Origin of the sequence: Pyrococcus sp. ST04 (assembly GCF_000263735.1) — an archaeon.
Lineage (GTDB): Archaea > Methanobacteriota_B > Thermococci > Thermococcales > Thermococcaceae > Pyrococcus.
This window is the reverse complement of sequence record NC_017946.1, coordinates 122,169-143,852: the sequence shown is the minus strand read 5'-3', so window position 1 is coordinate 143,852 and position 21,684 is coordinate 122,169. Positions and strand designations below refer to the sequence as shown.

At 43.1% G+C, this 21,684-nt stretch carries 29 protein-coding genes and 2 other RNA genes; 15 read left to right on the top strand and 16 right to left on the bottom strand.

Annotation, left to right across the window (positions count from 1 at the left end):
* Position 1: 1 nt before the first annotated feature.
* From PY04_RS00805 to PY04_RS00795, 3 genes are all read right to left on the bottom strand, one after another.
* Positions 2–649, bottom strand: coding sequence for an alanyl-tRNA editing protein (locus PY04_RS00805; RefSeq protein ID WP_014733284.1), 648 nt, complete (start codon positions 647–649; stop codon positions 2–4).
* Positions 650–799: 150 nt separating this feature from the next.
* Complete coding sequence (locus PY04_RS00800) at positions 800–1,882, bottom strand: P1 family peptidase (RefSeq protein WP_048055859.1); 1,083 nt, start codon at positions 1,880–1,882, stop codon at positions 800–802.
* Positions 1,879–2,724 carry a DUF835 domain-containing protein gene (locus tag PY04_RS00795; RefSeq protein WP_048056168.1) on the bottom strand — a complete coding sequence of 282 codons (846 nt, stop codon included), beginning with the start codon at positions 2,722–2,724 and terminating at the stop codon, positions 1,879–1,881. Before PY04_RS00795 ends, PY04_RS00800 begins: the two co-directional genes overlap by 4 nt.
* A 49-nt stretch (positions 2,725–2,773) precedes the next feature.
* Here PY04_RS00795 and PY04_RS09430 point away from each other — a divergent pair.
* An RNA gene (locus PY04_RS09430) (C/D box small nucleolar RNA) lies at positions 2,774–2,827 on the top strand.
* Between the two features lie 6 nt (positions 2,828–2,833).
* Complete coding sequence (cobO, locus tag PY04_RS00790; protein WP_014733281.1) at positions 2,834–3,358, top strand: cob(I)yrinic acid a,c-diamide adenosyltransferase; 525 nt, start codon at positions 2,834–2,836, stop codon at positions 3,356–3,358.
* Here cobO and PY04_RS00785 read toward each other — a convergent pair.
* From PY04_RS00785 to PY04_RS00775, 3 genes are all read right to left on the bottom strand, one after another.
* Positions 3,306–3,821: a TIGR00288 family NYN domain-containing protein gene (locus PY04_RS00785; protein ID WP_081482806.1), complete on the bottom strand. Its 516-nt coding sequence runs from the start codon at positions 3,819–3,821 to the stop codon at positions 3,306–3,308. The two genes, cobO and PY04_RS00785, sit on opposite strands and share 53 nt — an antisense overlap.
* Positions 3,703–4,314: a TIGR00288 family NYN domain-containing protein gene (locus tag PY04_RS00780; protein WP_014733279.1), complete on the bottom strand. Its 612-nt coding sequence runs from the start codon at positions 4,312–4,314 to the stop codon at positions 3,703–3,705. Before PY04_RS00780 ends, PY04_RS00785 begins: the two co-directional genes overlap by 119 nt.
* A gap of 95 nt (positions 4,315–4,409) precedes the next feature.
* Positions 4,410–4,997: a molybdenum cofactor guanylyltransferase gene (locus PY04_RS00775; RefSeq protein ID WP_014733278.1), complete on the bottom strand. Its 588-nt coding sequence runs from the start codon at positions 4,995–4,997 to the stop codon at positions 4,410–4,412.
* Between the two features lie 48 nt (positions 4,998–5,045).
* On the opposite strand from PY04_RS00775, the gene PY04_RS00770 reads away from it, so the two are divergent.
* A complete protein-coding gene (locus PY04_RS00770) occupies positions 5,046–5,627 on the top strand; it encodes a DUF99 family protein (RefSeq protein WP_048055857.1) in 582 nt (193 codons plus the stop codon).
* Between the two features lie 5 nt (positions 5,628–5,632).
* Here PY04_RS00770 and PY04_RS00765 read toward each other — a convergent pair whose 3' ends face one another.
* A complete protein-coding gene (locus PY04_RS00765; RefSeq protein WP_014733276.1) occupies positions 5,633–6,466 on the bottom strand; it encodes a carboxylate/amino acid/amine transporter in 834 nt (277 codons plus the stop codon).
* A gap of 82 nt (positions 6,467–6,548) precedes the next feature.
* On the opposite strand from PY04_RS00765, the gene PY04_RS00760 reads away from it, so the two are divergent.
* Positions 6,549–7,892 (top strand): glycogen/starch synthase, encoded by a 1,344-nt coding sequence (locus PY04_RS00760; RefSeq protein WP_014733275.1) that lies wholly within the window; start codon positions 6,549–6,551, stop codon positions 7,890–7,892.
* Positions 7,893–7,940: 48 nt separating this feature from the next.
* Here the strand turns inward: PY04_RS00760 and PY04_RS00755 are convergent, their stop codons facing one another.
* Entirely contained in the window at positions 7,941–8,393 is a 453-nt protein-coding gene (locus PY04_RS00755; RefSeq protein ID WP_048055856.1) for a hypothetical protein, read from the bottom strand.
* Positions 8,394–8,468: 75 nt separating this feature from the next.
* Between PY04_RS00755 and PY04_RS00750 the strand changes: the two genes are divergently transcribed.
* Both PY04_RS00750 and PY04_RS00745 read left to right on the top strand, forming a co-directional pair.
* Positions 8,469–9,158 (top strand): DUF4152 family protein, encoded by a 690-nt coding sequence (locus PY04_RS00750; protein ID WP_014733273.1) that lies wholly within the window; start codon positions 8,469–8,471, stop codon positions 9,156–9,158.
* A gap of 86 nt (positions 9,159–9,244) precedes the next feature.
* Positions 9,245–10,231 carry an asparaginase gene (locus PY04_RS00745; RefSeq protein WP_014733272.1) on the top strand — a complete coding sequence of 329 codons (987 nt, stop codon included), beginning with the start codon at positions 9,245–9,247 and terminating at the stop codon, positions 10,229–10,231.
* Here the strand turns inward: PY04_RS00745 and PY04_RS00740 are convergent.
* The 4 genes from PY04_RS00740 to PY04_RS00725 all read right to left on the bottom strand — a co-directional run bounded on the left by PY04_RS00740 (position 10,215) and on the right by PY04_RS00725 (position 12,444).
* Positions 10,215–10,427 carry a hypothetical protein gene (locus PY04_RS00740; protein WP_014733271.1) on the bottom strand — a complete coding sequence of 71 codons (213 nt, stop codon included), beginning with the start codon at positions 10,425–10,427 and terminating at the stop codon, positions 10,215–10,217. The genes PY04_RS00745 and PY04_RS00740 overlap by 17 nt on opposite strands.
* Positions 10,428–10,705: 278 nt before the next feature.
* A complete protein-coding gene (locus PY04_RS00735; RefSeq protein WP_014733270.1) occupies positions 10,706–10,921 on the bottom strand; it encodes a hypothetical protein in 216 nt (71 codons plus the stop codon).
* Positions 10,915–11,628 carry a PrsW family intramembrane metalloprotease gene (locus PY04_RS00730; protein ID WP_014733269.1) on the bottom strand — a complete coding sequence of 238 codons (714 nt, stop codon included), beginning with the start codon at positions 11,626–11,628 and terminating at the stop codon, positions 10,915–10,917. Before PY04_RS00730 ends, PY04_RS00735 begins: the two co-directional genes overlap by 7 nt.
* A 60-nt stretch (positions 11,629–11,688) precedes the next feature.
* A complete protein-coding gene (locus tag PY04_RS00725) occupies positions 11,689–12,444 on the bottom strand; it encodes a DUF2666 family protein (protein WP_014733268.1) in 756 nt (251 codons plus the stop codon).
* Between the two features lie 116 nt (positions 12,445–12,560).
* On the opposite strand from PY04_RS00725, the gene PY04_RS00720 reads away from it, so the two are divergent.
* From PY04_RS00720 to PY04_RS00710, 3 genes are all read left to right on the top strand, one after another.
* On the top strand, positions 12,561–12,941 hold the full coding sequence (locus PY04_RS00720) for a helix-turn-helix transcriptional regulator (RefSeq protein ID WP_014733267.1): 381 nt from the start codon (positions 12,561–12,563) through the stop codon (positions 12,939–12,941).
* Positions 12,938–13,213, top strand: coding sequence for a nucleotide pyrophosphohydrolase (locus PY04_RS00715; protein WP_014733266.1), 276 nt, complete (start codon positions 12,938–12,940; stop codon positions 13,211–13,213). Before PY04_RS00720 ends, PY04_RS00715 begins: the two co-directional genes overlap by 4 nt.
* A 79-nt stretch (positions 13,214–13,292) precedes the next feature.
* Positions 13,293–13,739 (top strand): Lrp/AsnC family transcriptional regulator, encoded by a 447-nt coding sequence (locus PY04_RS00710; RefSeq protein WP_014733265.1) that lies wholly within the window; start codon positions 13,293–13,295, stop codon positions 13,737–13,739.
* Positions 13,740–13,741: 2 nt separating this feature from the next.
* On the opposite strand, the gene PY04_RS00705 is transcribed toward PY04_RS00710, so the two are convergent.
* From PY04_RS00705 to PY04_RS00690, 4 genes are read right to left on the bottom strand one after another with little or no spacing between them, the layout of a single operon-like run.
* Positions 13,742–14,350 carry a 30S ribosomal protein S3ae gene (locus PY04_RS00705; RefSeq protein ID WP_014733264.1) on the bottom strand — a complete coding sequence of 203 codons (609 nt, stop codon included), beginning with the start codon at positions 14,348–14,350 and terminating at the stop codon, positions 13,742–13,744.
* Positions 14,350–14,601 carry a KEOPS complex subunit Pcc1 gene (locus PY04_RS00700; RefSeq protein WP_014733263.1) on the bottom strand — a complete coding sequence of 84 codons (252 nt, stop codon included), beginning with the start codon at positions 14,599–14,601 and terminating at the stop codon, positions 14,350–14,352. The genes PY04_RS00705 and PY04_RS00700 overlap by 1 nt, the downstream gene beginning before the upstream one ends.
* Positions 14,585–16,012, bottom strand: a complete 1,428-nt coding sequence (locus PY04_RS00695; RefSeq protein WP_014733262.1) for a DHHA1 domain-containing protein — start codon at positions 16,010–16,012, stop codon at positions 14,585–14,587. Before PY04_RS00695 ends, PY04_RS00700 begins: the two co-directional genes overlap by 17 nt.
* 27 nt (positions 16,013–16,039) lie before the next feature.
* The gene (locus tag PY04_RS00690) at positions 16,040–16,516 is read right to left on the bottom strand and encodes a 30S ribosomal protein S15 (protein ID WP_014733261.1); all 477 of its coding nucleotides are present in this window, start codon (positions 16,514–16,516) and stop codon (positions 16,040–16,042) included.
* Positions 16,517–16,652: 136 nt separating this feature from the next.
* Between PY04_RS00690 and PY04_RS00685 the strand changes: the two genes are divergently transcribed.
* From PY04_RS00685 to PY04_RS00665, 6 genes are all read left to right on the top strand, one after another.
* Entirely contained in the window at positions 16,653–17,147 is a 495-nt protein-coding gene (locus tag PY04_RS00685) for an HIT domain-containing protein (RefSeq protein ID WP_014733260.1), read from the top strand.
* Positions 17,137–17,829, top strand: a complete 693-nt coding sequence (locus PY04_RS00680) for a ThiF family adenylyltransferase (protein ID WP_014733259.1) — start codon at positions 17,137–17,139, stop codon at positions 17,827–17,829. The genes PY04_RS00685 and PY04_RS00680 overlap by 11 nt, the downstream gene beginning before the upstream one ends.
* Positions 17,830–18,185: 356 nt before the next feature.
* An RNA gene (ffs, locus tag PY04_RS09425) (signal recognition particle sRNA) lies at positions 18,186–18,500 on the top strand.
* Between the two features lie 84 nt (positions 18,501–18,584).
* Complete coding sequence (locus PY04_RS00675) at positions 18,585–19,583, top strand: pyridoxal-phosphate dependent enzyme (RefSeq protein ID WP_014733258.1); 999 nt, start codon at positions 18,585–18,587, stop codon at positions 19,581–19,583.
* 173 nt (positions 19,584–19,756) lie between these two features.
* Entirely contained in the window at positions 19,757–20,965 is a 1,209-nt protein-coding gene (locus PY04_RS00670; protein WP_014733257.1) for a hypothetical protein, read from the top strand.
* Between the two features lie 5 nt (positions 20,966–20,970).
* On the top strand, positions 20,971–21,654 hold the full coding sequence (locus tag PY04_RS00665; protein WP_048055855.1) for a fibrillarin-like rRNA/tRNA 2'-O-methyltransferase: 684 nt from the start codon (positions 20,971–20,973) through the stop codon (positions 21,652–21,654).
* Positions 21,655–21,684 lie beyond the last annotated feature (30 nt).

The following is a 21,684-nucleotide window of genomic DNA, read 5'->3' as shown; positions in this document are numbered from 1 at the left end:
GCTAGGCCTTGTCTTCGAGCCATATCTCTATCCTCTGTTTTCCTTTTCCAATGCTGGAGCGCTTGAGCTTCTTTATGTGGCCGATCTCGCTGATATCTCTAACGTGGGTTCCACCACAGGGAATAACCTCGAAGTCTCTTATCTGTGTGTATCTTGTTTCCCCCTCCCACCAGATCTTCATTTCTCCTCCTTCATCGACGTATTTGTTGAATAGGTCTATTATCTGTTGCTTATACTTATTGATGTTTTCAGGATAAGCTATGTCGTACCTTCCTTTCTCAACGCTCATACCACTGCCTACTAGCTCCCACTTCCCATAGCCAAGTACTTCGTTGAGAACGTGCTCGAGCAGATGGAGGGCTGAGTGGATTCTCATAAGTTTATAGCGGTAATCCCAGTCTATCTTGAGCTCTACTTCATCTCCAACTTTGAACTTCTCTGGCTCCTTCACCACGTGCCAAACGTTATCCCCTTCCTTGTAAACGTCTAGCACTTCAACACCATTTATCCACCCTCTATCGTGAGGCTGACCTCCTCCTGTTGGATAGAATATGGTCTGATCGAGTAGGAGAGCATTTTCTCGGATTTCAATAACCTTTGCCTTGGCCTCTTTTAGGTAGGCGTCCTCATAGTAGAGCTTCCTTGTCATGATATCACCAATGGGATAATCCATACCAAACTTTTATCACTATTTCCTAATCAATAGCTATGGAAAATCCAGCGGTTCGCTGTGAAACTCGCTTCCTAGGAAATGGAAGTGCGAGCTCATAAAATAGAGATAAAAACAATGTATTGGTCTCTATCTAAGCCTCCCATACTTTTCCATTATTTCAATAAGTTTATCCTCAGGAAGTTTGTACCTAATGTGGTTGTCTCTTCCATCTAGGGTTCTGGCCTCTAAAAGGGAGTTCACTATGGCTTCTTCAACTGCTTCTGCTGTTGCTTTGAATAATGGGGAGAGTACTGGGTCTGGAAGGGATTTTATTGCAATTTCTTCCTTCTCGTAGTGCTCTATTATGTTGGCCGTTGAAAAGGCTAGGCTTATGTCTCCACTTCCGTTGTACGCATATCCTCCTGTTCGGGCGAGTCCTACAATGGCCCTTTTGGCGAGTCTGTTAAGCTGTCTGTGGGTTAATGGAGCGTCCGTTGCGATTATCATTATTATGCTCCCTTTTCCTTCTCCTCCTCTTCCTGGCCAGTCTTTTAGCTCTATTCCAACTGGAACTCCTGCTATCGTTAAGTCTTCTCTCCTTCCGAAGTTCGAAAGAACGAGGGCACCCACCGTGTACTTCTTCCCTTCAATTTCGACTATCCTTGATGATGATCCTATTCCTCCCTTGAACTCAAAGGCGCTCATTCCCGTTCCAGCTCCGACTGCCCCCTCTTCGAAGTTCTCTGATGCGTTTTTTATAGCCTCAACAACGTGTTCTCTCTTTACGTGCCTTCCTCTTATGTCGTTTAGGTATGAGTCATTGCATTCTAAGACTATTGGATTGACTGAGCCTGTTTTAATCCCTATGTCTTCATTTTCTTCCAGAATGTAGTCTAGCAGCCCTTCAATTGCTGTTCCTATGCTTAGCGTGTTTGTGAGTATAATTGGTGTCTCTATAGTTCCTAGCTCCCAGAGCTGGATTAAGCCTACTGGCTTTGAGTAGCCGTTCATTACAAAGGCTCCTCCGAGAACCTTTTTCTTGTATATGTTCCCTTCGTGGGGCAGAATTGCTGTGACTCCTGTCCTTACTGGCCCTTTCCCAGGGATTAACTTTCCTTTTCCTTTTATAAGTGTTACATGCCCAACTTTGACGCCTTTAACGTCAGTTATGCTGTTCCTTTTTCCTCTTTCAAATGTTCCTATTTCTATCCCCAGCTCGGGAGCTTTCATGCACTTTCTTTTTCCTTTCTACCATAAAAATCTATCTTCAATTTTTCTAATGAATCTAGCTCGCTTGTAAGAAAGTTATAGGCTTTTTCTGAAAGTGTTTCTTTCTCTACCGCCACTATCAAAATTCCTCTGTATAGTGTTGCCATATCTTTGAGAGTTGTTATGAATTTGAAAACAGCTCTTTCTCCATTCTCCAAAATAAGGTAATCTATGCAGTCTATGAGTATCACTTTATCAATTTCAACTCCTCTCATAAAGTCTGCGAGCCTCTGGGTGAGGTATTCCAACTTCGTTGGTGAAACGGCCTCTTCGTGTTTGACTTTTGATATCCAGATAACGGGAGTGAGTTTTAGGTTAAGTTTTTCTCTGAAGATTTCTGGCGGGTCTCTACTTATGGCTATGCCAGGTAATCTCAGATTTAAGAGTTCTTTGAATGCTGCATAGCATTCTTCCCTTTCGCAGTAGTATCCGCCCCAGGACTCTAAAGTTGGCTCTGTTGCTACTTTCAGAACCATATACCTTCCTCTTCCGAAGGGGATGTAGAACATCATGACAGAGAGTAGGAGAAGGAATGATGCTAGGGTGAGCATTACAGATCTTATTGCTTGCCAAAAATCCATTTTCGGGAAAAGAATTGTTGTATTTATCAAAGCTCCAATTACTTGGGCTATTGAAATCAGAACAAAACTTAGGAGTGCCGAAAATGCTGCTATTCCGAAAGGCCTATACTTCATGGTAGCCTTTGCCTTTCTCCTTAATAGGACTATTATGAGAGCTGCTGTGGTTGTTGTCGCAAGGACTATTAAGTCTCTTATAAAGTAACCTAGATGGACTATTTCCACCATTCTACTCCAGAAGGTTTAATTATCCATACTCCCTTATATCCTTTGTCCCGTGATGAATCTCGCTCGGCTGAAAGGTGATGAGGGGCATACTGGCTGAGGTGGTTGTATGTGGAAGGATAAGTTGGGGATGATACACATCTATACGGGAAATGGAAAAGGAAAAACTACAGCAGCTTTAGGTTTAGCCGTTAGAATGCTGGGTTCTGGGGGAAGGGTTATTATAGTCCAGTTTATGAAGGCTCCGAAGGTTTATGGAGAATATGAGATGGCCGAGAAGTGTGGTTTCAGAATTGAGGCGTATGGTCCTCCAAAGTTTGTTCACGGGAAGCCAGATAAGGAAGATATTGAAGCTGCTCAGAGAGCCTTGGAGAGAGCAAGGGAAGTTGTGAAGAGTGGTGAGTGGGATCTTGTTATCTTGGATGAGATATGCGTTGCAGTGGCTTTTGGATTAATAAGTATTGAAGATGTTAAAGAGCTTATAAAGTCGAAGGCGGAGAAGACTGAGCTTGTACTCACGGGGAGGTACTGTCCTGAGGAGCTTTATGCCTTTGCCGATTATGTTACCGAGATGAGGGAGGTTAAGCATCCTTATCAGAAGGGGATTCTTGCGAGGAGGGGTGTTGAGTATTAGCCTTTTTCTCCATCTTGATTATATAGTCCGCTGCATTCTGAAGTGCAACTGAGAATCCGGGCTCTATTCCTATTATTACGGTTTCTTTTCCCTTCCTTTTTGCTTCGCTTATTAGGGGTAGGAAGTCTGCATCCCTGGTTGCTAGGGCCAGCACATCTACGTCTGTGTTGTAAATGAGCTCCATAGCTTCTATTGCTACTCTGACATCTGTGTCTCCAGCAACTATTATCGGCTCAAATCCTTGGTTCACAACTGCTTCTATTAACCCCTGGGGGGCATATTGATTAAGAACAACTTTAGCCACTCTTATCTTCCCTATCTTCTCTAAGGCGGCCTTTATATCTTCAAGCTTTATTCCGAACTCCTTCCTCAGAATGTTGGGTCCATCTATGATCAATCCTATTGTTTTCTCCCCTTCTTCCTCTTCTTCCCTCTTCAGTATCCTCGCTATAACCTTCCTCAACACCCTCACCTCTTGGGGTAAGTATTATCACGTAGTCTGCCGCGTGTTTCAATGCTGAGCTCAGACCGGGCTCTACTCCAATTATTGCAGTTTCTTTTCCCTTTTCCTTCGCCTTTAGTATTATTGGTACGAATTCAGTGTTTCTCGTTGCTAGGGCTATCATGTCTATGTTCGGGTTGTAAACTTCTCTCATAGCCTCAACAGCGAGCTTAACTCCAATTTCCCCCGCGACTATGACGGGTTCAAAACCTTGGTTTGAGACTGCTTCGATTAAGCTTTGGGGGGCATATTGGTTTAGAATAACCTTGGCAACCCTGATGTTCCCTAACTTGCTTAGGGCTTCAACTATATCCTCTAGATGTACTCCAAGATCTTTCCTGAGTATGTTTGGTCCATCAACGAGGAGTGCTATCCTCTTTCCTCTCGCCATTATTTTACTTTTTATGAATGCTATGCTTTTGACCCCTTCAACTATTCTCTCCCAACTTGCCATCTGTGACACCTTTTAAGGATGAGATCTATACAATAGGGGAGGCATGCCAGATATTAAATGAGACTAAGTGGTATTTTTGTTTTTCCATACGTTGTTTAAATTAGACCACTTCCCAGTACTTTCCTTAAGTCTTCTGAGGTTTTCACTCTGAAAAAGCTCCACCAAACCTTTTCATTTTTTGAAATTAGGTTCTCTATTATTACATACTCAGCATCTATGTATTCTGGCAACTTTGAGAGTGATGTAACTCCATCAGCTTTCATTCCCTCGAGGGCGTTTTTGAGTGCTCTTGCGTTATACACTGCATGGAAGATTTCAGCTTTTCCATGTTTCCATTTTGGTATTATGGCATCTGCAAACTCGTCTAGATATAGTGAGGTTAGGTAGTTCACTAGGAATGGCATAACGAGGGGTCTATTTCCTTCTATTAGGAATATATCTCCTCCACTTGGAAGGCCTTCTAATAGGGCGTCTATCACATTCCTGGCCCTTACCGGTTTGACGTTGGAAACATGCAAAGAAAATTTCTTTTCTTGGCCTTTTCTGACAAGTGTTATTATGTCTTCTATCCTTTTGGCCTCTCTTAGCCTTCTCTCGATTATTTTAACCATGGGCTCGTCGTTTATTGGGATTAAGTAGTTGTCTTCTTTCCTAATCTTCACGGCAAATATTATTCCTATCACTTTAACCACCGCTAATGCGTTAAAGGTTGATGTTGAATTAGGTCTGCGATGATAAGGAAAGTGAAGAGGGAGGTTAGGGTCATAGGTTTTGACGATGGAACCTTTAGGTGGAAGGCTAGGGGTGAGAGGGTAATACTTGTTGGGGTTGTTATGAAGGGCTCTGTCGATGTTCTCGGCGTTGTCACAAGGTGGATAACTATAGATGGTCTGGATGTGACCGATGCCATTATTGATGCCGTTCTCTCTTCAAGGTTTAAGGATTTAAGAGTAATCCTACTTAAAGGAATAACCTATGCTGGCTTTAACATAGTTGACGTTCATAGGGTTTTTAGAGAGACGGGCCTTCCAGTGGTTGTTGTCATAAGGAAGAAACCCAATATTCAGGCTATGGAAGAAGCTCTGAAAAAGCATTTTGATGACTACGAAGTTAGGATAAGTCTTCTAAGAAAAAGTGGCAAGCTTGTCGAACTTGTTCCTGGAAAACTTTATTATCAGGCTGTTGGGCTTACTGAAGAGGTTGCCAGGGAGGTGATAGAGATCACCCGGAAAAACTCTCTGATTCCAGAAGCACTAAGACTTGCTCACATGATTGCATCCGCAGTAATGACAGGAGAGAGCAAGAGAGAATAGTAGATTTAGGTTTTGGCTTGAACTATCATTGCCCCCGTTATTATCATCCCCGCTCCAATTAACTGAATTAGGCTTAGCTTTTCCCCAAATATTACGAAGGCCAGTGTCATTGCTACGACTGGCTCTATTGTAGCTATAACTGAAGCTCTACTTATTTCAACGCTCTTTAGGGCCGTGTTATATAGCACATAGCCAAGGAATGTTGGGAAGAAGGCTAGTGCAAGTAGATAAGGAATTGCCTTAAGTGGCACCTTGAAGTCCACGAAGGGAAGTAGAAATATCGCCCCTATGAGCAGAACGTTGAAGAGAGCCCTTTCTGGTTCTTCCTTTTTTACTGCCATTTTCGCAAATACACCATAAAGTGCGTAGGTCAGCCCACTTGCTAGTCCTGCAAATATAGCCAGCGTTGAAAAATTGAATGAGTCGGTGTTTAGTAGCAAGACTCCCCCTATGACTAATGCTACTGCCAATAACTTCATTGGAGTTATCTTCTCTTTGAATATTATCCTTCCAAATACGACTGAATATGCAGGGGCCGTGTAGAGCATTAGCACGGCGAACGATACAGAGGATATCTTAACGGTGTAGAAATAGAGGGAGTAAAATAGGAATATGCTGAAGAAGGCAAAAGCAATGTAGAATTTCAACCTTTCTCTTGGGATTAAAACGGGAGTTCCTTTTATCTTCAGATAAACAAAGAGGAACATTAGAGCAAAGGTGACCCTGTAAAAGACTATTGTGTATGTTGAGAGGTTGAACTGGTACAGGAATTTTGCAAAGATTCCGAGTGTTCCCCACATGGCTGCGGCCAAAAATACTAGGATGTACCCTGTTCTCATCGCTCCACCATTTGGATTTCAATTTATTAACTTTAGGGAAAGGCTATAAGCAGTTCTTCTGTATCTCTATCGGTGTTGAAAAATGAAGGTTCTATTGCTGGGATTTGAGTACCTCCCAATAAAAGTTGGGGGCCTTGCTGAAGCTTTGACATACATCTCAAGAGCCTTGGCCTCTTTGGGAAATGAGGTTATAGTCTTTACACCCTCTCATGGCCGCTATCAGGGTGAGCCTATTGGAAGGGTAAAGGCATTTGGGGAGACTCATGAAGTTAAGGTACACAAGGAGGAAGATGGAAGTTTAAGGATATATAGGATTGGAGGAAGTTTGTTGGATTCCACGGATGTTTATGGACCAGGATGGGATGGCCTACTTAGGAAGTCTGTTATATTCGGAAAGGCGAGTGTTCTCCTACTAAATGAGCTTTTAAAAGAGGAAGAGCTTCCAGATGTTGTGCACTTTCACGATTGGCATACTGTATTTGCCGGTGCATTAATTAAAAAGTATTTCAACATTAGGTCTGTTTTTACAATTCATAGGCTTAACAAGGCAAAAGTTCCTGCCTATTACTTCCATGAGGCTAATTTATCAGAGCTGGCTCCTTATCCTGATCTCGATCCGGAACATACTGGAGGATACATCGCGGACTTAGTGACAACTGTGAGCAAAGGGTATCTGCTGGATGAGTGGGGGTTCTTCAGAAATTTTGATGGCAAAGTTACATATGTTTTTAATGGAATAGACTGTAGCTTCTGGAGCGAAGAGTTTCTTGAAGGTTCTAGGGAGGAGAGAAGAGATAAACTATTAAAGAAGCTGGGTCTTGAACCGGGGATTGCCTTTATGTTCATTGGAAGGTTTGACAGAGGGCAAAAGGGAGTTGACGTTCTCCTTAGGGCGATAGAGATTCTTAGCAAGAGAGAAGAATTTAGGGATATGAGGTTTATAATCATTGGAAAGGGAGATCCTGAGCTTGAAAACTGGGCGAAGAATCTGGCAGGAACATATAACAATATAGCCGTTATTACCGAGATGCTCTCTAGAGAGTTCGTCAGAGAGATTTATGGTTCCGTTGATTTTGTCGTTATACCCTCGTACTTCGAGCCTTTTGGTCTGGTTCAGCTCGAGGCTATGTGTCTTGGAGCTATTCCAATAGCCTCCTCCGTTGGGGGACTTAGGGACACTATAATAAGCCTTGATAGAGAACCTCACACTGCAACTGGTCTCCTAGTTCCTCCAGGTGATCCATGGGCCTTGGCAAATGGAATACTAAAGTTGTATTCACTTTATAAAGAGAAGCCAGAGGTTATAGAAGAATTGAGGGAGAATTGTAGGAGAAGAGCTAGGAGCTTTACCTGGGAAAAGTCTGCAAAGAGGTATATTAAGGTATATAGAGGAAATGTCGACAGGTTCTTTGAGTTTGCAATTTAGATCAGTACCGGAGTTTATCCCTCACCACTCGGGAAGCGGCCAAGTTCATCATCTCTTCCTTTTTCTTTTAAGGTAATCCTCTAAATACGTGGAGGCTATCTCACAGTTTTCATCTTTTGTCCAAAGCTTTTCCTCCTCTACTAGCTCCTTTAATAGCCTTATTATTTCTTTCGGGGCTTTTAATTTTATGACCACGGAAGCATCAAAGTTTTCTAGAGCTCCATGTGGTTCTACGTATAGAGTATCATTAAGCATATGAATCTTTGTTAACGCAACTCTTATGAATGCTTCATGCTCCTCCTCTTTTTCTCTCCAGAACGAATAAAAGGTCAGATGTCCATCCCTAAGGTAAACTTGAATCGTTGGCGGGATTATTCCCTCTATAAGAGGGTATTCGTGCTCCCCAATCACTAAGTACGCAATTCCCTTGACGTTCATTATCCTAAGTCCTTCGCATAGATCTTTGATATAACTCCCTATGACAAACTTTACGGTCTCCATACTGCTTCATCATATTAATTTTTGTTTTCAAAATGCTTAAGTAATTGCCAATTAACGCTTTCAGGGGGTTGGGAAATGAGAATAGTAGCAGCTGATACTGGAGGAGCTGTACTTGACGATGCTTTCCAGCCGATAGGTCTGATAGCTACTGTCGCCGTTCTTGTTGAAAAGCCGTATAGAACTGCAAAGGAGGTAATCGTGCAGTATGCTGATCCTTACAACTATGATTTAACTGGGAGACAGGCTATAAGAGATGAACTTAAGTTGGCCATAGAGCTTGCAAGGAAAGTTAGGCCTGACGTCGTTCACTTGGACTCAACACTTGGTGGGATAGAGGTTAGGAAGCTAGATGAGCCAACCATTGATGCTCTTGAGATATCTGACAGGGGAAAGGAAGTTTGGAAGGATCTTTCGAAGGACTTGCAACCATTGGCTAAGAAGTTCTGGGAGGAAACTGGTATAGAAGTATTGGCCATCGGAAAAAGTAGTGTTCCCGTCAGAATAGCTGAAATATACTCTGGTATATATTCGGCAATGTGGGCTCTTAAAGAGGCCCAAGAGAAAGGTCATGTAATTGTTGGACTTCCAAGGTATATGGAGGTTGAGATTAGAGAGGATACGATAGTAGGGAAGAGTCTAGACCCTAGGGAAGGAGGCTTATACGGGGAGGTGAAGTTCAAGCCTCCGACATGTTTGGAATGGGAGCTTTATCCAAATCCCCTTGTGAGAAGATTTATGATATTCGAAGTTACCTTTAAATGCTGACATTTTGACAATTTTTTATTTCATTTTTTATAAATAATTTGCCAAAAATTCTAAATTTGAGGTTTGTTATTTCAATTGGTGATTAAATGAAGATTCTCATGATTGGAATGGGTGGTACTATTGCTAGCATTAAAGGTAAAGAGGGGTATGAAAGTGCCCTCTCAGCGAATGAGATATTAAAACTCTCAGGTATTAGAGTAAGTCACGAAATAGAATTTTTGGATCTGATGAACGTTGATAGCACTTTAATCCAGCCTTCTGATTGGTCTCTCCTAGCAGAAACTATTTACGATAAAATTGGGGAGTTCGATGGGGTTGTAATAACTCATGGTACCGATACTTTAGCTTATACTGCTTCGATGCTTTCATTTATGATTAGGAACCCTCCAATCCCCATAGTTTTGACTGGTTCAATGATTCCTATGACGGAGGAGAATAGTGATGCTCCCCTCAACCTGTTCACGGCCTTGAAGTTCATTGAAACTGGAATAAGAGGTATTTATGTGGCATTCAATGGGAAAGTTATGCTTGGAGTAAGGACATCAAAGGTTCGGACTATGCACTTTGATGCCTTTGAAAGCATAAACTATCCAACAATAGCTAAGCTATCCTCGGGAAAACTAGAAGTTCTCCACGTTCCTGAGGTAAGTAAGGGTGAAGTGAGGCTAGATACTAGGTATGAGCCTAAGGTTCTAGTTCTCAAGTTAATCCCCGGACTCTCGGGGGATATAATAAGGAGTGCTATAGAGCTTGGATACAAGGGAATTATTTTGGAGGGATATGGAGCTGGAGGAATTCCCTATAGGAATAGTGATTTATTAAGCACAATTTCTGAGGCCTCCAGGGAGATTCCTATAGTGATGACAACTCAGGCTGTCTATGATGGGGTAGATTTAACTAGATATAAAGTTGGCAGAATGGCCCTTAAGGCAGGTATAATTCCGGCCGGTGACATGACTAAGGAGGCTACGGTGACGAAACTTATGTGGATACTTGGGCACACAAGAAAAGTAGAAGATGTTAGGGACCTAATGAGAAAGAATCTTGTGGGAGAACTTACTCGAGCTTTTTGAGTTCTTCTTCTCCAATCATTAACGGCCTTGTTGCCTCATAAACATCGGCAAGCTCCCATTTTACTTCTCCTTTGTTCATCAGTTCTGCATACCTCTTAGCTATCTCTACGGCCTTTTCGTAACTCTCGGCTTCAACTATCCTTCTAACGTACCACTTTTTGTTTCCAAACCTAAGCTTGAATTCGGCCATGTACATGAGCATCACCCTTTGGAAAATTATTTCATAGAAATAAAATCTTTTCCTCCTCAGTCTGGAACGGCTTCCTCATCAGCTCGGCAGCTACCCTGTTGCCATCATCGGACATTCAAATATTATCAGGTTAACCTTAAATTATTTTGGCTAATAACGTGTATTGAGCAATCAACATCTTCGCAATAGAGGGCAGAGTCAAGGAGATAATATAACCTATGATGATGGATCAACCGGCTGAGACGTGATGAAGTCCGCATCACCTGAGGTTTAGGGCTTTATCCTTAAGTACGCGGAGGTACTGCTCTTAGATGGTTTATTAGTATCCTTATATCTGTCTTAAAGGGTTCCTCAGCTCTTTCTTCCTCTTTCTCGAGTAGGTTTATCAGATCTTCAAGATTTTTTGCTTCTTTAGAAAGTTTTAGTGCTATTTCTCTTAATTTTGAGTAGTACTCAACATAGGGTCTAACTTCCATTAAGGCTTCTTCGATGTTCACCATTTTCTCCCACCCAGGAGTTTGTACCACCAGTATCTTTGCATATCCTCAATCTTCCCTAAGATTATCAACCTCCTAAGTATTAGAAAGTTGAGGAACAGTAGGAACCATACGAGGATTGAGTATATGGGAACAACAGTTGAGAGGAATGCGAAGTAGTCCCATAGGAAGTGTAGCAACATAGCCAGCGTGAAGTATGGTAAAACGCTGTTGATCTTTCCTTCGGCCTTTAGTCCATATCCTACCCCAACTATTGCGCTCCAAGTTGCATGTGCAAATGGAGTTAGCAGGGCTCTTTGAATTGTAACTCCGAGACCATAACCCAGGCCATAGAGAAGGTTCTCGGTGGCGGCGAATCCTAATCCCGCAGCAACTCCATAAACGACTCCATCCATTATTCCGAAGAGGTTTCCAGTATTGTATGCGTACTTTATTGCTATTGCCTTTGAGGGTTCTTCAACGAGTCCTGCAACCAGCGCCGTGTAGAAGAACGTCGCCGGGAGGAGGGCTGGAATTGTTGTAAACCATCTTGGGACTAGGATGCTCTCTAGAAGGATTGCTACTGCAATGGAAAGGCTTCCTCCCAGGATAAAGGTTCCTATAACGACTCTCTTTGGCTCGGGTTCTAGCCTATCTTGGTGGTAGAAGTACCAGAGGAATGCTAATGCTGGGGCATATGCAAAGAATATTAGGTAGGAGAGGAGAGACACTTTATCACCACCGGTCGGCGAAGCGAAGAGTCATCATCCTTTCAGGTGTCCTCGGCTTCCTCATCCCGCCTTTTCTAGGTATTTCTCAAGATTCTTTGCGGGAGGGTCTATTGTTAAGTTTAACTTTGAGAGCATAATACTCACGGCGTATCTACTTTCGAAGCTGTTTTTGGGCTGGAACTCGTTGAATTTTTCAACGAGCCTTTTTATGTCTTCGTCCTTTCTTACTCTCTTGAATTCCTTAAAGTGCTCCTTAATGTCTTTTATTTCTATTCCCGCGAATTCAGGGATTTTATTTATTGCAGTTTCGTTTATGCTGGCCAGCAATCTTGCTATATCTAGGAGGGGAGTCTTTTCGTCTATTATTAGCCTCTTAACAACTATCCATCTCCCGTACTTTGCTGTAAAGTTTATGTGGTCTTCCTCGTACCTGGGTCTTATTTTCATTTCTTCTATTTTCCCTAGGGCGAATTCTATTGGCAGAACGTCCTTCAGGCTTTCTCTGACGAGGACGGCCTTAGCGACATCGACGAGGAGCTTTTTCAGTTTTTTGTCATCTTCAATTACGTAGCTTCCAATCTTTCTAGATGTTCCAGGGGATTTCAGTAGCTTTAACCTTTCTTCAACTGTTCCTTCTGGTTTTAGTGTTAGCAACCCATCAATGTCAATTTTTTCTGTTAGGTATTGGGGAAATTTATCTAGAACAGTGTTTGAGACCTTTGCAAGGAAGCTTGCTATGTTTTCATTTGTGAATTCTTTCACTTCATCTCCCACATTCCAGTCCCTATGCTTTACGGTAAACTCGAGTACCTCCACTTTTCTCCCCCCTTGATTTTAGAATTCTGTGTTGAAAATCTTTTGGTATGTTTGTGTACTTCAAGTGAAACAAATTTTTTATACCTTTGGTTTAACACTTTATGTTGGTGGTCGTGGTGAAGGTTAGGGAACTTATTGAAAAGCTTAGTGAGAGGCAGAGGAAGACTGTTATGGGCTGTCTTGAAAGGTGCAACCTCTTTGATATGGATGAGGAGATTGAAATTTATCCGAGAAATGAGGTTGGTAGGTTCTTGAAGATACTTTCGAATCCCATTAGGTATGGAATTTTGAAGATGCTCATGAACAGGTGGATGTGTGTTTGTTTGATAGCTGAGGCGTTAGAGGTTGATCAAACCCTGGTTAGCCATCACCTTAGGATATTAAAGGATCTCGGCTTATTGGAGGAGAAGAAGGAGGGTAAGCTTAGATTTTATAGAACAAATAAGGAGAAGCTTAGGGAGTACTTGAATGCAATGCTGGAGGATTTGGGGGTATGAAGCTTCAGAAAGACGTTGACGAGCTTATAAAGAAAATGGGAGGCTACTGGACTCCATCACAGATGCTTACTGCGTTGGTTGAGGAAGTTGGGGAGCTTGCTGATGTTATTTTATCTTTTGAGGGGGTAAAGGGAAAGAAGAGTCGTGCTAAGCTTGAGGAAGAGCTTGGTGATGTTCTTTTTGCACTAATTTGTATAGCCAACTATTTCGAAGTTGATCTTGAAAGTGCTTTGAGACAAACAATTAGAAAATATTCAACAAGAGATTTGTGACGCTGTATTAACTTTGGAATGTTGGAAATCTTCCGAAACGTTTTTATATTGCCAATTCTTCATCAGAAAGGGTGGGCGTATGAGGAAAATTGATAAGGTTGATTTGCAGTTAATTAAGGTGTTATCTCAGAATTCTCGGCTTACTTATAGAGAATTGGCTGAAATACTTGGTACAACGAGACAAAGGATTGCAAGAAGGATGGAGAAATTGAAAAAACTTGGAGTTATTAGAAAATTTACAATATTGCCTGATTTTGAAAAACTTGGCTATATGTATGCGATAGTCCTCATTAAGCTTAAGCCTCTCATCGATGTCGACGATGTCATTAATGATATCGCGGATATTGAATACGTCAAGGTTATAGAGAAGGGTATCGGGAAATATAACCTCCTAGTTCATTTATTAGTTCCGAAGGACTTGCATGGTGCTGAAGAGAAAGTCAACGAATTTTTGAAGAGGATTAAAGATATAGAAGAGGCAGATGTGGTATTCGTGAGCAAAATTTCAAAATTTGAAATTATTTAGCCCTAAGCTGCTACTTCCTCTGGCTCCTCTAGAACCTTTATCTTTCTAATCTCTGAATTCTTGAGCGGGTATATCTTCTTTGCCTCTTTTGCTATCTCTGCAGCTATCTTCCCGTTTACAGCTTCTAGAACGAAGTCCTTGAAGTTGAGCTCTGCAGCCTTCTTATATATTATGTCCTGCATGATCTTTCTTATAGCTCTCTCTTGGCTTGTCTGTATCCTTCTCATAGCAATTGCCATTGCCATGACTCTTAACTTGTAGCCGTCTTTTGTTGTTATGTTAAATATTCCATCTATTCTTGTGGTTCTCCTTCTAACGATTGACCTTATGTAGTGCCTTGCGAGCTTCATGCCCTTAAACTTGGTGTAGGCATTCTGCCCCTTGACGTCATAAACTTGGAAGTATAGCTTAATGTAGCCGGCCTTTGGGGAGAACTCTCCCGTAACATCTCTGAGAGTTACCTCGATAACTCTGTTGAGGACCTTCTCTGGATCATCTGCTGGGGTCAATCCAACTTCAACATTTCCAAAGAAGTCTGGAGCGTAAATGATATACCACTGCTTGAGCTTCCATTTATCTCTTGTCGCGGTTACTCTCCTCTTAGCTGCCATCATAACACCTCCTCAGCAACTTTGATCGCGAATATTAAATCATCGAGAGCAACTATGAGGGTCTCAATCTCCCCATCATATTTAACTTTTGTTATTACCCTCGCTCCTTCGGGGAATGTAACTAAATTTAAACTTTTCTTAAGTCCTTCGGGAATTGAAATGTTATCAACGTTTACGGCTTTCGCAATTGCTTCAGCGATTCTCTCATCTTCATATTCCCATACAAACTCTACCTCAGCTTTTATCTTCATCCTTTTTCACCTGCTCCCCAAGTAGCCTATCTATCAGCTTTCTGAACTCTGCAAGTCTCGCTTTTGGTATCCTAATTCCAGCGGCTATTGCATGTCCCCCTCCTTCCCCTCCCACAATCTCTGCGGCCTTTCTGAGAGCTTCACCTAAATGATAACCTTTTGCTATTGCTTTTTCTGTGGTTCTGGCTGAGCCTTTTAGGAGATTTGGATCTTCTGGAGTATCTGCAAAGACTATTACTGGCTTTTCTGGATTTGCTAGCCCTGCGTTTATTGCCATGCTCGCGGCTATTCCAACAAGTGTGTCCCTGATGTTGTTGCCAACATAAAGGATGTAGACGTTTTCCCCTTCCCATACTTCGGTGTTCCAGTTCTGTATCAGCCACTTTCTCGCTTCAATTTGCTCTTTTTTGTACTCTTCGACCATCTTCATAGCTTTTTTGAATGACTCTTCATCTCCGAGGCACACTGCAACTCCGAGGTTTCCTAGATTCAGTCTTCCCGTTGCATTGAGAAGCGTGGCAAATTCTCTAGCTTCATGCCTTGGATCGCCCTCCGGATAGAGTGGGCTTATTACAACGTCCCCTATTAATCTGTCTATTTCTTCTTTGCCTGCTCCGTGCTTTATCATATGAATAACAAGTAGATCGTGAAGTTTCTTCTTCTCCTCCTCGCTCAGCTCCCAGTATTTCTTGTCGGGATTGAATCCCTTGTTTCTTAGCCACTCTATCGCTTTTCTCTCATCTCCTGTTATTTCCGGAATCTCTGGATTTGTTGCATAGGCGAGCATTTGATAGAGGGGCCTTGTTTCCCTCCCAAACAGCCTTAACTCCTTTCTCACTTCAAGAATTCCCAAGGATTTCCCATCTTCTATTATATCAAGGTTCATGCCGTGAAATACACCGTCATTTTCTTGCATATCCCCAACTGCACCTACGATGGCTATGTAAGCTAGATCCTTATTTACTTCGTTAAGCTCTTTGGCAAAGAAATAAGTAACTCCAGAACCGCTGAGATCCCTAACGCTGTTTGCTCCAAAGGGCACTGGATTCACGAGGATATGCTTGTCATGTGTTTCAGTAGTTTCAGGTGGATGGTGGTCTAGAATAACAACAGTTTTGTCGGATAAGTATTGTCTTATTAGGTTTATACTCCCACTTCCTAAATCGGAGAATATTAATATCTTGTAGTCCTCATTTCTAAGTTCCTTAACTAGCTCTTCACTTACCTGCTTGACTATTGAGACATGAACATCTGCACCCTCCCTTGTAAGTGCCTTAACGAGAATTGCTGCCGCCGTTATTCCGTCTGCGTCCCTATGGGAGATTATCCTGATGGTGTGTCCTAACTCAATGTGGACCTTAACGATTTCAACTGCTTCCTTAACTTTTCCCAAAAATCCCTCCTTGTCCATAAAAAACACCAAAGGAAATAATAGGAATCAGCGGACAAGAAGCTTTGCTTGCTCTGGATCGTAACGCCAGTCCTTAGGTAGTTTGCCCTTCCTCTTGTAGTACTTCACAAGCCTCCTTATCTTACTCTCTATGAGCTGTAGACCGCGCATTGAGTGAAGATCCTTTGGATGTTGCTCGAGGTGCTTCCTCAGATTTACGGCTCTCTTGATTAGGAACATGAGGTCCTCAGGTATCTCTGGAGCTAGGCCGTACTTCTCTAATATCCTAGTTATCGTTAAGTTTCTGTTTGGGTTGTCTGGATCCTTAAACAGCTTAACGGTTGGTATTCCATATTGATCTCTTAGTATAGTTCCTATCATTGCTGTGCTGTAACCTTGCTTCCTTAGCTCTACAACAAGCCTCTCTATATCTTCTACCGTGTACTCGAGCCATATTGGGGGAGCAGTCCTTGGAGGTCTCTTTGAACCGCTCTTACCCCTTTTTCTAGCATGCATCCTCGCCATTCACACCACCTCCTATGGTGACGGCCAGCCTTGGCCGGCCGCCCCTTCGGCTCATCCTATTGGGTTCTGCTTAAAAGGTTTGTGCACATGACTAAAGCTTTTAAAAATGCCCTTGAGTTCCTAAATGGGTGGTGAGATGAAGATACTGTGGGCTCCATGGAGGATTGAATATATAAGGTCCCCTAAGCATGAGGGGTGCATATTTTGTGACTTTCCAAAGGAGAACAGGGATAAAGAAAGGCTCATCCTTTACAGAGGGAAACACGCGTTTATAATAATGAACAATTATCCTTACAACCCCGGTCATGTAATGGTTGCACCTTATAGGCATGTTAGAAGCATTGAGGATTTGACGGATGAGGAGATGCTTGAAATCATGAAGCTTGCTGCCTTAATCATGAAGGCAATAAGGAAGGTAATGAAACCTGATGGATTCAATCTTGGATTTAACATAGGGAAGGTTGCAGGTGCTGGGATAGATGGGCACGTTCACCTCCACATAGTCCCCAGGTGGAACGGGGACACAAACTTTATGCCAGTTATAGCAGACACTAAGGTGATACCCGAGTCCCTTGAACAGGCTTATGACGAGCTTAAGAAGGCTTTAGAGGAGATTGAAAATGCTGAGTGAGAGGGAACTTGAAAGGTATGATAGGCAAATAATGTTGTTCGGAAGAGAAGGACAAGAGAAGCTTAAAGAATCGAAGGTCGCTGTTGTTGGAGTTGGAGGATTGGGCAGTCCCGTTGCTTATTACCTTACGGCGGCTGGAGTCGGGAGAATTCTCCTAATAGATGAACAGGTTCCAGAACTTAGTAATCTCAACAGACAAATCCTTCACTGGGAGGAGGATCTTGGAAAGAATCCGAAGCCAATTTCGGCAAAGTGGAAGCTTGAGAGGTTCAACTCAGATGTTCAGATAGAGACTTTTGTTGGGAAATTAAGTGAAGATAACATAGATGATGTTCTTAAGGGGGTTGATATTGTCGTTGACTGCCTTGATAACTTTGAGACTAGGTATCTGCTTGATGACTTCGTTCATAGAGTTGGCATCCCTCTTGTTCATGGAGCCGTTGAGGGGCTTTATGGGCAGGTAACAACTATAATTCCCGGAAAGACAAAGAGGTTGAGGGAAATATTTCCCAGGGTTAGAAAAAAGGGAAAATTCCCGATTCTTGGGGCAACTGCTGGAGTGGTTGCCAGTATCCAAGTTGCTGAGGTTGTTAAGCTAATAACGGGATATGGAGAGCCTCTGGCAAATAAATTGTTGATCATAGATTTAGAGAACAATGTTTATGAGGTGATAACTCTCTAGGCTCGGCCACTCTGGGGCCAATCATCGCATTAGCTCAGCATTGGATTCAGTCGTCATCGCCTTCTTTCTCCCCATGATAACGTTGTTGGAGATACTTAAACATTGTCCAGTTTATACTGCAAGGCTGGCTAATATTCTTACAATTTCTTGGATATTATTGAGTTATAAATCCCTTGAAAAACAGATTTATGTAAATATTGATTTTAGAAACGGCATGATTTAAGCATATATATGTAAGTTCGTGAATTTTACCCACAGAACCTAGTTACAATCTCTTAAAAGTATTTTGGTCAAAATTTTGTAAATTTCCCAATGAACCAAACATTTATAATGAAGATTCTCGAAAGGTAGCTTGGCGGCGGGCTAGGCCGGGGGGTTCGGCGTCCCCTGTAACCGGAAACCGCCGATATGCCGGGGCCGAAGCCCGAGGGGCGGTTCCCGAAGCCGCTCCCGGAAGCCGGAGCCGAACGATGAGTCCTCGTCCCGCGGGGTGCCCGGTGGGGGAGGCGCGGCTGAAGGGCCGCGCTAACCCCCTTTAGGCCCTGAACCCCGCAAGGCCCGGAAGGGAGCAGCGGTAGGGGCCACGGAGCACGCTCGCGGGGGTGCGGGGATGAGGTAGGCTCCGGTGGAAGGGAGCGGTGGAGGGTTCCCACCCTCGGGCGTGCCCGCCGCCGCTCGAGCTTTCTTGTAATTTAAGCTTTGGGACATCAAAATTCTTTTATCCTTTCGATTCTCATATAAGCGTGGTGATCGTGATGCACCCAAAAATAGCTTCCTTGCTTGCTAAGTTTCCAAGAGTTGAACTGATACCATGGGAAACTCCGATTCAGTATCTTCCCAAGGTAAGTGAAATGCTTGGAGTGGAAGTGTATATAAAAAGGGATGACCTAACGGGTTTGGGGATCGGTGGTAATAAAGTTAGAAAACTAGAATACCTGCTCGGAGATGCCCTTGCAAAAGGAGCTGATGTTGTAATAACAATGGGGGCCGTACACTCTAATCATGCTTTTGTTACCGCCCTTGCTGCCAAAAAGCTTGGGCTTGATGCTGTGTTGGTATTAAGGGGGAAGGAAGTTCTTAGGGGCAACTACCTCCTCGATAAGCTCATGGGAGTAGAGACTAGAATATATGAAGCTGAAAATTCATTTGAGCTGATGAAATATGCGGAAGAGGTTGCGGAAGAGCTTCGGGAGCAGGGTAAGAGGCCCTACATAATACCAGTTGGGGGAGCCTCTCCAATAGGAACCTTGGGCTACGTTAGAGCGGTTGGGGAGATCGCCACACAATCTGCAGTTCTCGGGCTGGAGTTTGATACTATAGTTGATGCCGTTGGGAGTGGTGGAACGATAGCTGGCCTGGCATTAGGCTTGGCATTGGCTGGGATGAAAACCAGGCCTGTCGGAATGGCAGTGGGGTTATTTGGAGAGAAAATGGTTCAGAGAATTGAAGATTTGCTTAGAGAAACTTCAGAATTGTTAGGAGTCAAGGTTAAAGTTGAGGTTCCGGAGATATATGATTACAGCTTTGGTGCATATGGAAAGATAGTGAGGGAAGTTTCCGAAATTATAAGGTTAGTTGGGACGAAGGAGGGAATACTCTTGGATCCTGTTTACACTGGAAAGGCATTCTACGGGCTAATTGACCGGGCAAAGAAGGGTGACCTTGGAGAGAAGATACTTTTTGTCCATACAGGAGGAATCTCTGGCTTGTTCCACTATGGCGAGGACATGCTTAAGCTCCTTGGTAAGGTTTGAGTGAGGATGACAAAACTTAATTTTTATCTTCTTATGTTCTATTGCTCGCTAAGTCTTCACTATCATAGTTGTGTTTCCCTTGGAAGCTTCATATTTGGGTGAATAGCTAAAGTGTTTTAAACATCCATCAAGACACAAATTAGAGAAGTTCAAAAGCGTCCTTGGTGATGATGATGAAGGCGTTCATAGCTGAGAATGTTCGGGGTATTTATGCATTCGACGAAAACGGCAAGCTCATAGCAAAGAGGTACTTCACAGAGAAGCCAGAAAAAGTTCTTGACAAGCTCCTTAAGGGGGAATTCGTTAAGGATCTAGAGGTTCTCTTGGAAGAGCTGAAGGAGAAGGGATATGATGAGTTTGTGTTTGAACATCCAGAGCTGAGCAGAAGGGCAAAGGAGCTTGGGTATTCAGCAACAACAGAATTCCCCAACTTAGCGGGTGAGAGGCTAAGGAGCAACCCGGAGGAATTCTTGGGAGAGAACTGGTTCGAAGATTATTACAGGGTCGGGGTTGATTTAACGAGGCTTAGAATCCAGGAGCAGAGCGGTGCAAGGGATAAGATGGTAATACAGGCTATAGAAGCCCTTGATGACATTGATAAGGTCATAAATCTCCTAGTTTCAAGGCTCAGGGAGTGGTACTCTCTGCACTTCCCAGAGCTTGATGAGATACTCCCCAGGCATCCTCAGTATGTGGCCTTCGTTAAAACGATAGGGCATAGGGATAATGCAGACGAAGAGAAGTTAAAGGAGATTGGCCTTAGTGAGGAGAAGATAAGGAAGATCCTTGAAGCAAAAGAGAAAACCATGGGTGCATGGATGGATGAGACAGATATAAAGGTTGTTCAGGACTTCGCTGAGGAGATTGACAGGCTGTACAAGCTCAGAAGGGAGCTTGAAGATTATATTGACAGGGCAATGGATGATGTTGCTCCGAACCTCAAGGCTCTTGTGGGGGCAAAGCTTGCGGCCAGGCTTATTAGTCTTGCTGGAGGCCTGAGAGAGCTTGCAATGATGCCATCCTCAACGATACAAGTTCTAGGTGCAGAAAAAGCCTTGTTTAGGCATCTCAGAACTGGAGCAAAGCCACCAAAGCATGGAGTAATTTATCAGTATCCTGCAATAAACCGCTCACCATGGTGGCAGAGAGGTAAGATTGCCAGGGCCCTAGCAGGGAAGCTTGCTATAGCGGCGAGAGTGGATTACTTCTCAGGTGAATACATAGCGGAAGAGCTGAAAAAGGAACTTGAAGCCAGGATCAGGGAGATAAAAGAGAAGTATCCTAGGCCACCAAAGAGAAAGAAAGAGGAGAGGAGAGGCAAGAAGCCCTGGAAGGACAAGAAGAAAAAGAAAAAGAAGAAAAAGAAGCCAGGTAAGAGGTGAGGTAAATGGTTGAGATTAAGAGGCATAAGTTCCCTGGAGTTTATGTAGTTATTGACGAGGATGGAAGTGAGAAAATAGCAACGAAGAACCTTGTTCCGGGGCAGAGAGTTTATGGTGAAAGGGTAATCAAGTGGGAGGGCGAAGAATATAGGATATGGAACCCACACCGTTCAAAGCTGGGAGCCGCAATAATGAATGGTTTAAGAAACTTTCCAATAAAACCTGGAAAGACGATTCTTTACCTTGGAATAGCCAGCGGTACAACGGCATCACACGTGAGCGACATAATCGGATGGGAAGGGAAAATATATGGAATAGAGTTCTCTCCAAGAGTTCTTAGAGAGCTCGTCCCAATAGTTGAAGACAGGAAAAACATAGTGCCAATACTCGGCGATGCCACGAAGCCTGAGGAGTATAGGGCCCTTGTAACTAAGGTTGATGTTATATTTGAGGACGTCGCTCAGCCAACACAGGCAAAGATACTCATAGACAACGCTGAGGCCTACCTAAAGAGGGGAGGCTATGGAATGATAGCCGTAAAGAGCAGGAGCATTGATGTTACTAAGGAGCCAGAGGAAGTCTTTAGGGATGTTGAGAGAGAGCTAAGTGAGTACTTTGAAGTTGTTGAGAGGCTTAACCTTGAGCCATATGAAAAAGACCACGCCCTCTTTGTCGTTAGAAAGCCTTAAATTTGCTTTCTTTTTCTAACTTTCAGGTGC

Bases quoted from the DNA above. Each gene is read 5' to 3' on its own strand.
- PY04_RS00805 (WP_014733284.1), bottom strand. From the start codon at position 649: ATGACAAGGAAGCTCTACTATGAGGACGCCTACCTAAAAGAGGCCAAG.
- PY04_RS00800 (WP_048055859.1), bottom strand. From the start codon at position 1,882: ATGAAAGCTCCCGAGCTGGGGATAGAAATAGGAACATTTGAAAGAGGA.
- cobO (WP_014733281.1), top strand. From the start codon at position 2,834: ATGTGGAAGGATAAGTTGGGGATGATACACATCTATACGGGAAATGGA.
- PY04_RS00780 (WP_014733279.1), bottom strand. From the start codon at position 4,314: ATGGCAAGTTGGGAGAGAATAGTTGAAGGGGTCAAAAGCATAGCATTC.
- PY04_RS00770 (WP_048055857.1), top strand. From the start codon at position 5,046: ATGATAAGGAAAGTGAAGAGGGAGGTTAGGGTCATAGGTTTTGACGAT.
- PY04_RS00765 (WP_014733276.1), bottom strand. From the start codon at position 6,466: ATGAGAACAGGGTACATCCTAGTATTTTTGGCCGCAGCCATGTGGGGA.
- PY04_RS00760 (WP_014733275.1), top strand. From the start codon at position 6,549: ATGAAGGTTCTATTGCTGGGATTTGAGTACCTCCCAATAAAAGTTGGG.
- PY04_RS00755 (WP_048055856.1), bottom strand. From the start codon at position 8,393: ATGGAGACCGTAAAGTTTGTCATAGGGAGTTATATCAAAGATCTATGC.
- PY04_RS00750 (WP_014733273.1), top strand. From the start codon at position 8,469: ATGAGAATAGTAGCAGCTGATACTGGAGGAGCTGTACTTGACGATGCT.
- PY04_RS00745 (WP_014733272.1), top strand. From the start codon at position 9,245: ATGAAGATTCTCATGATTGGAATGGGTGGTACTATTGCTAGCATTAAA.
- PY04_RS00740 (WP_014733271.1), bottom strand. From the start codon at position 10,427: ATGTACATGGCCGAATTCAAGCTTAGGTTTGGAAACAAAAAGTGGTAC.
- PY04_RS00735 (WP_014733270.1), bottom strand. From the start codon at position 10,921: ATGGTGAACATCGAAGAAGCCTTAATGGAAGTTAGACCCTATGTTGAG.
- PY04_RS00715 (WP_014733266.1), top strand. From the start codon at position 12,938: ATGAAGCTTCAGAAAGACGTTGACGAGCTTATAAAGAAAATGGGAGGC.
- PY04_RS00710 (WP_014733265.1), top strand. From the start codon at position 13,293: ATGAGGAAAATTGATAAGGTTGATTTGCAGTTAATTAAGGTGTTATCT.
- PY04_RS00705 (WP_014733264.1), bottom strand. From the start codon at position 14,350: ATGGCAGCTAAGAGGAGAGTAACCGCGACAAGAGATAAATGGAAGCTC.
- PY04_RS00700 (WP_014733263.1), bottom strand. From the start codon at position 14,601: ATGAAGATAAAAGCTGAGGTAGAGTTTGTATGGGAATATGAAGATGAG.
- PY04_RS00695 (WP_014733262.1), bottom strand. From the start codon at position 16,012: ATGGACAAGGAGGGATTTTTGGGAAAAGTTAAGGAAGCAGTTGAAATC.
- PY04_RS00690 (WP_014733261.1), bottom strand. From the start codon at position 16,516: ATGGCGAGGATGCATGCTAGAAAAAGGGGTAAGAGCGGTTCAAAGAGA.
- PY04_RS00685 (WP_014733260.1), top strand. From the start codon at position 16,653: ATGAAGATACTGTGGGCTCCATGGAGGATTGAATATATAAGGTCCCCT.
- PY04_RS00680 (WP_014733259.1), top strand. From the start codon at position 17,137: ATGCTGAGTGAGAGGGAACTTGAAAGGTATGATAGGCAAATAATGTTG.
- PY04_RS00675 (WP_014733258.1), top strand. From the start codon at position 18,585: ATGCACCCAAAAATAGCTTCCTTGCTTGCTAAGTTTCCAAGAGTTGAA.
- PY04_RS00670 (WP_014733257.1), top strand. From the start codon at position 19,757: ATGAAGGCGTTCATAGCTGAGAATGTTCGGGGTATTTATGCATTCGAC.
- PY04_RS00665 (WP_048055855.1), top strand. From the start codon at position 20,971: ATGGTTGAGATTAAGAGGCATAAGTTCCCTGGAGTTTATGTAGTTATT.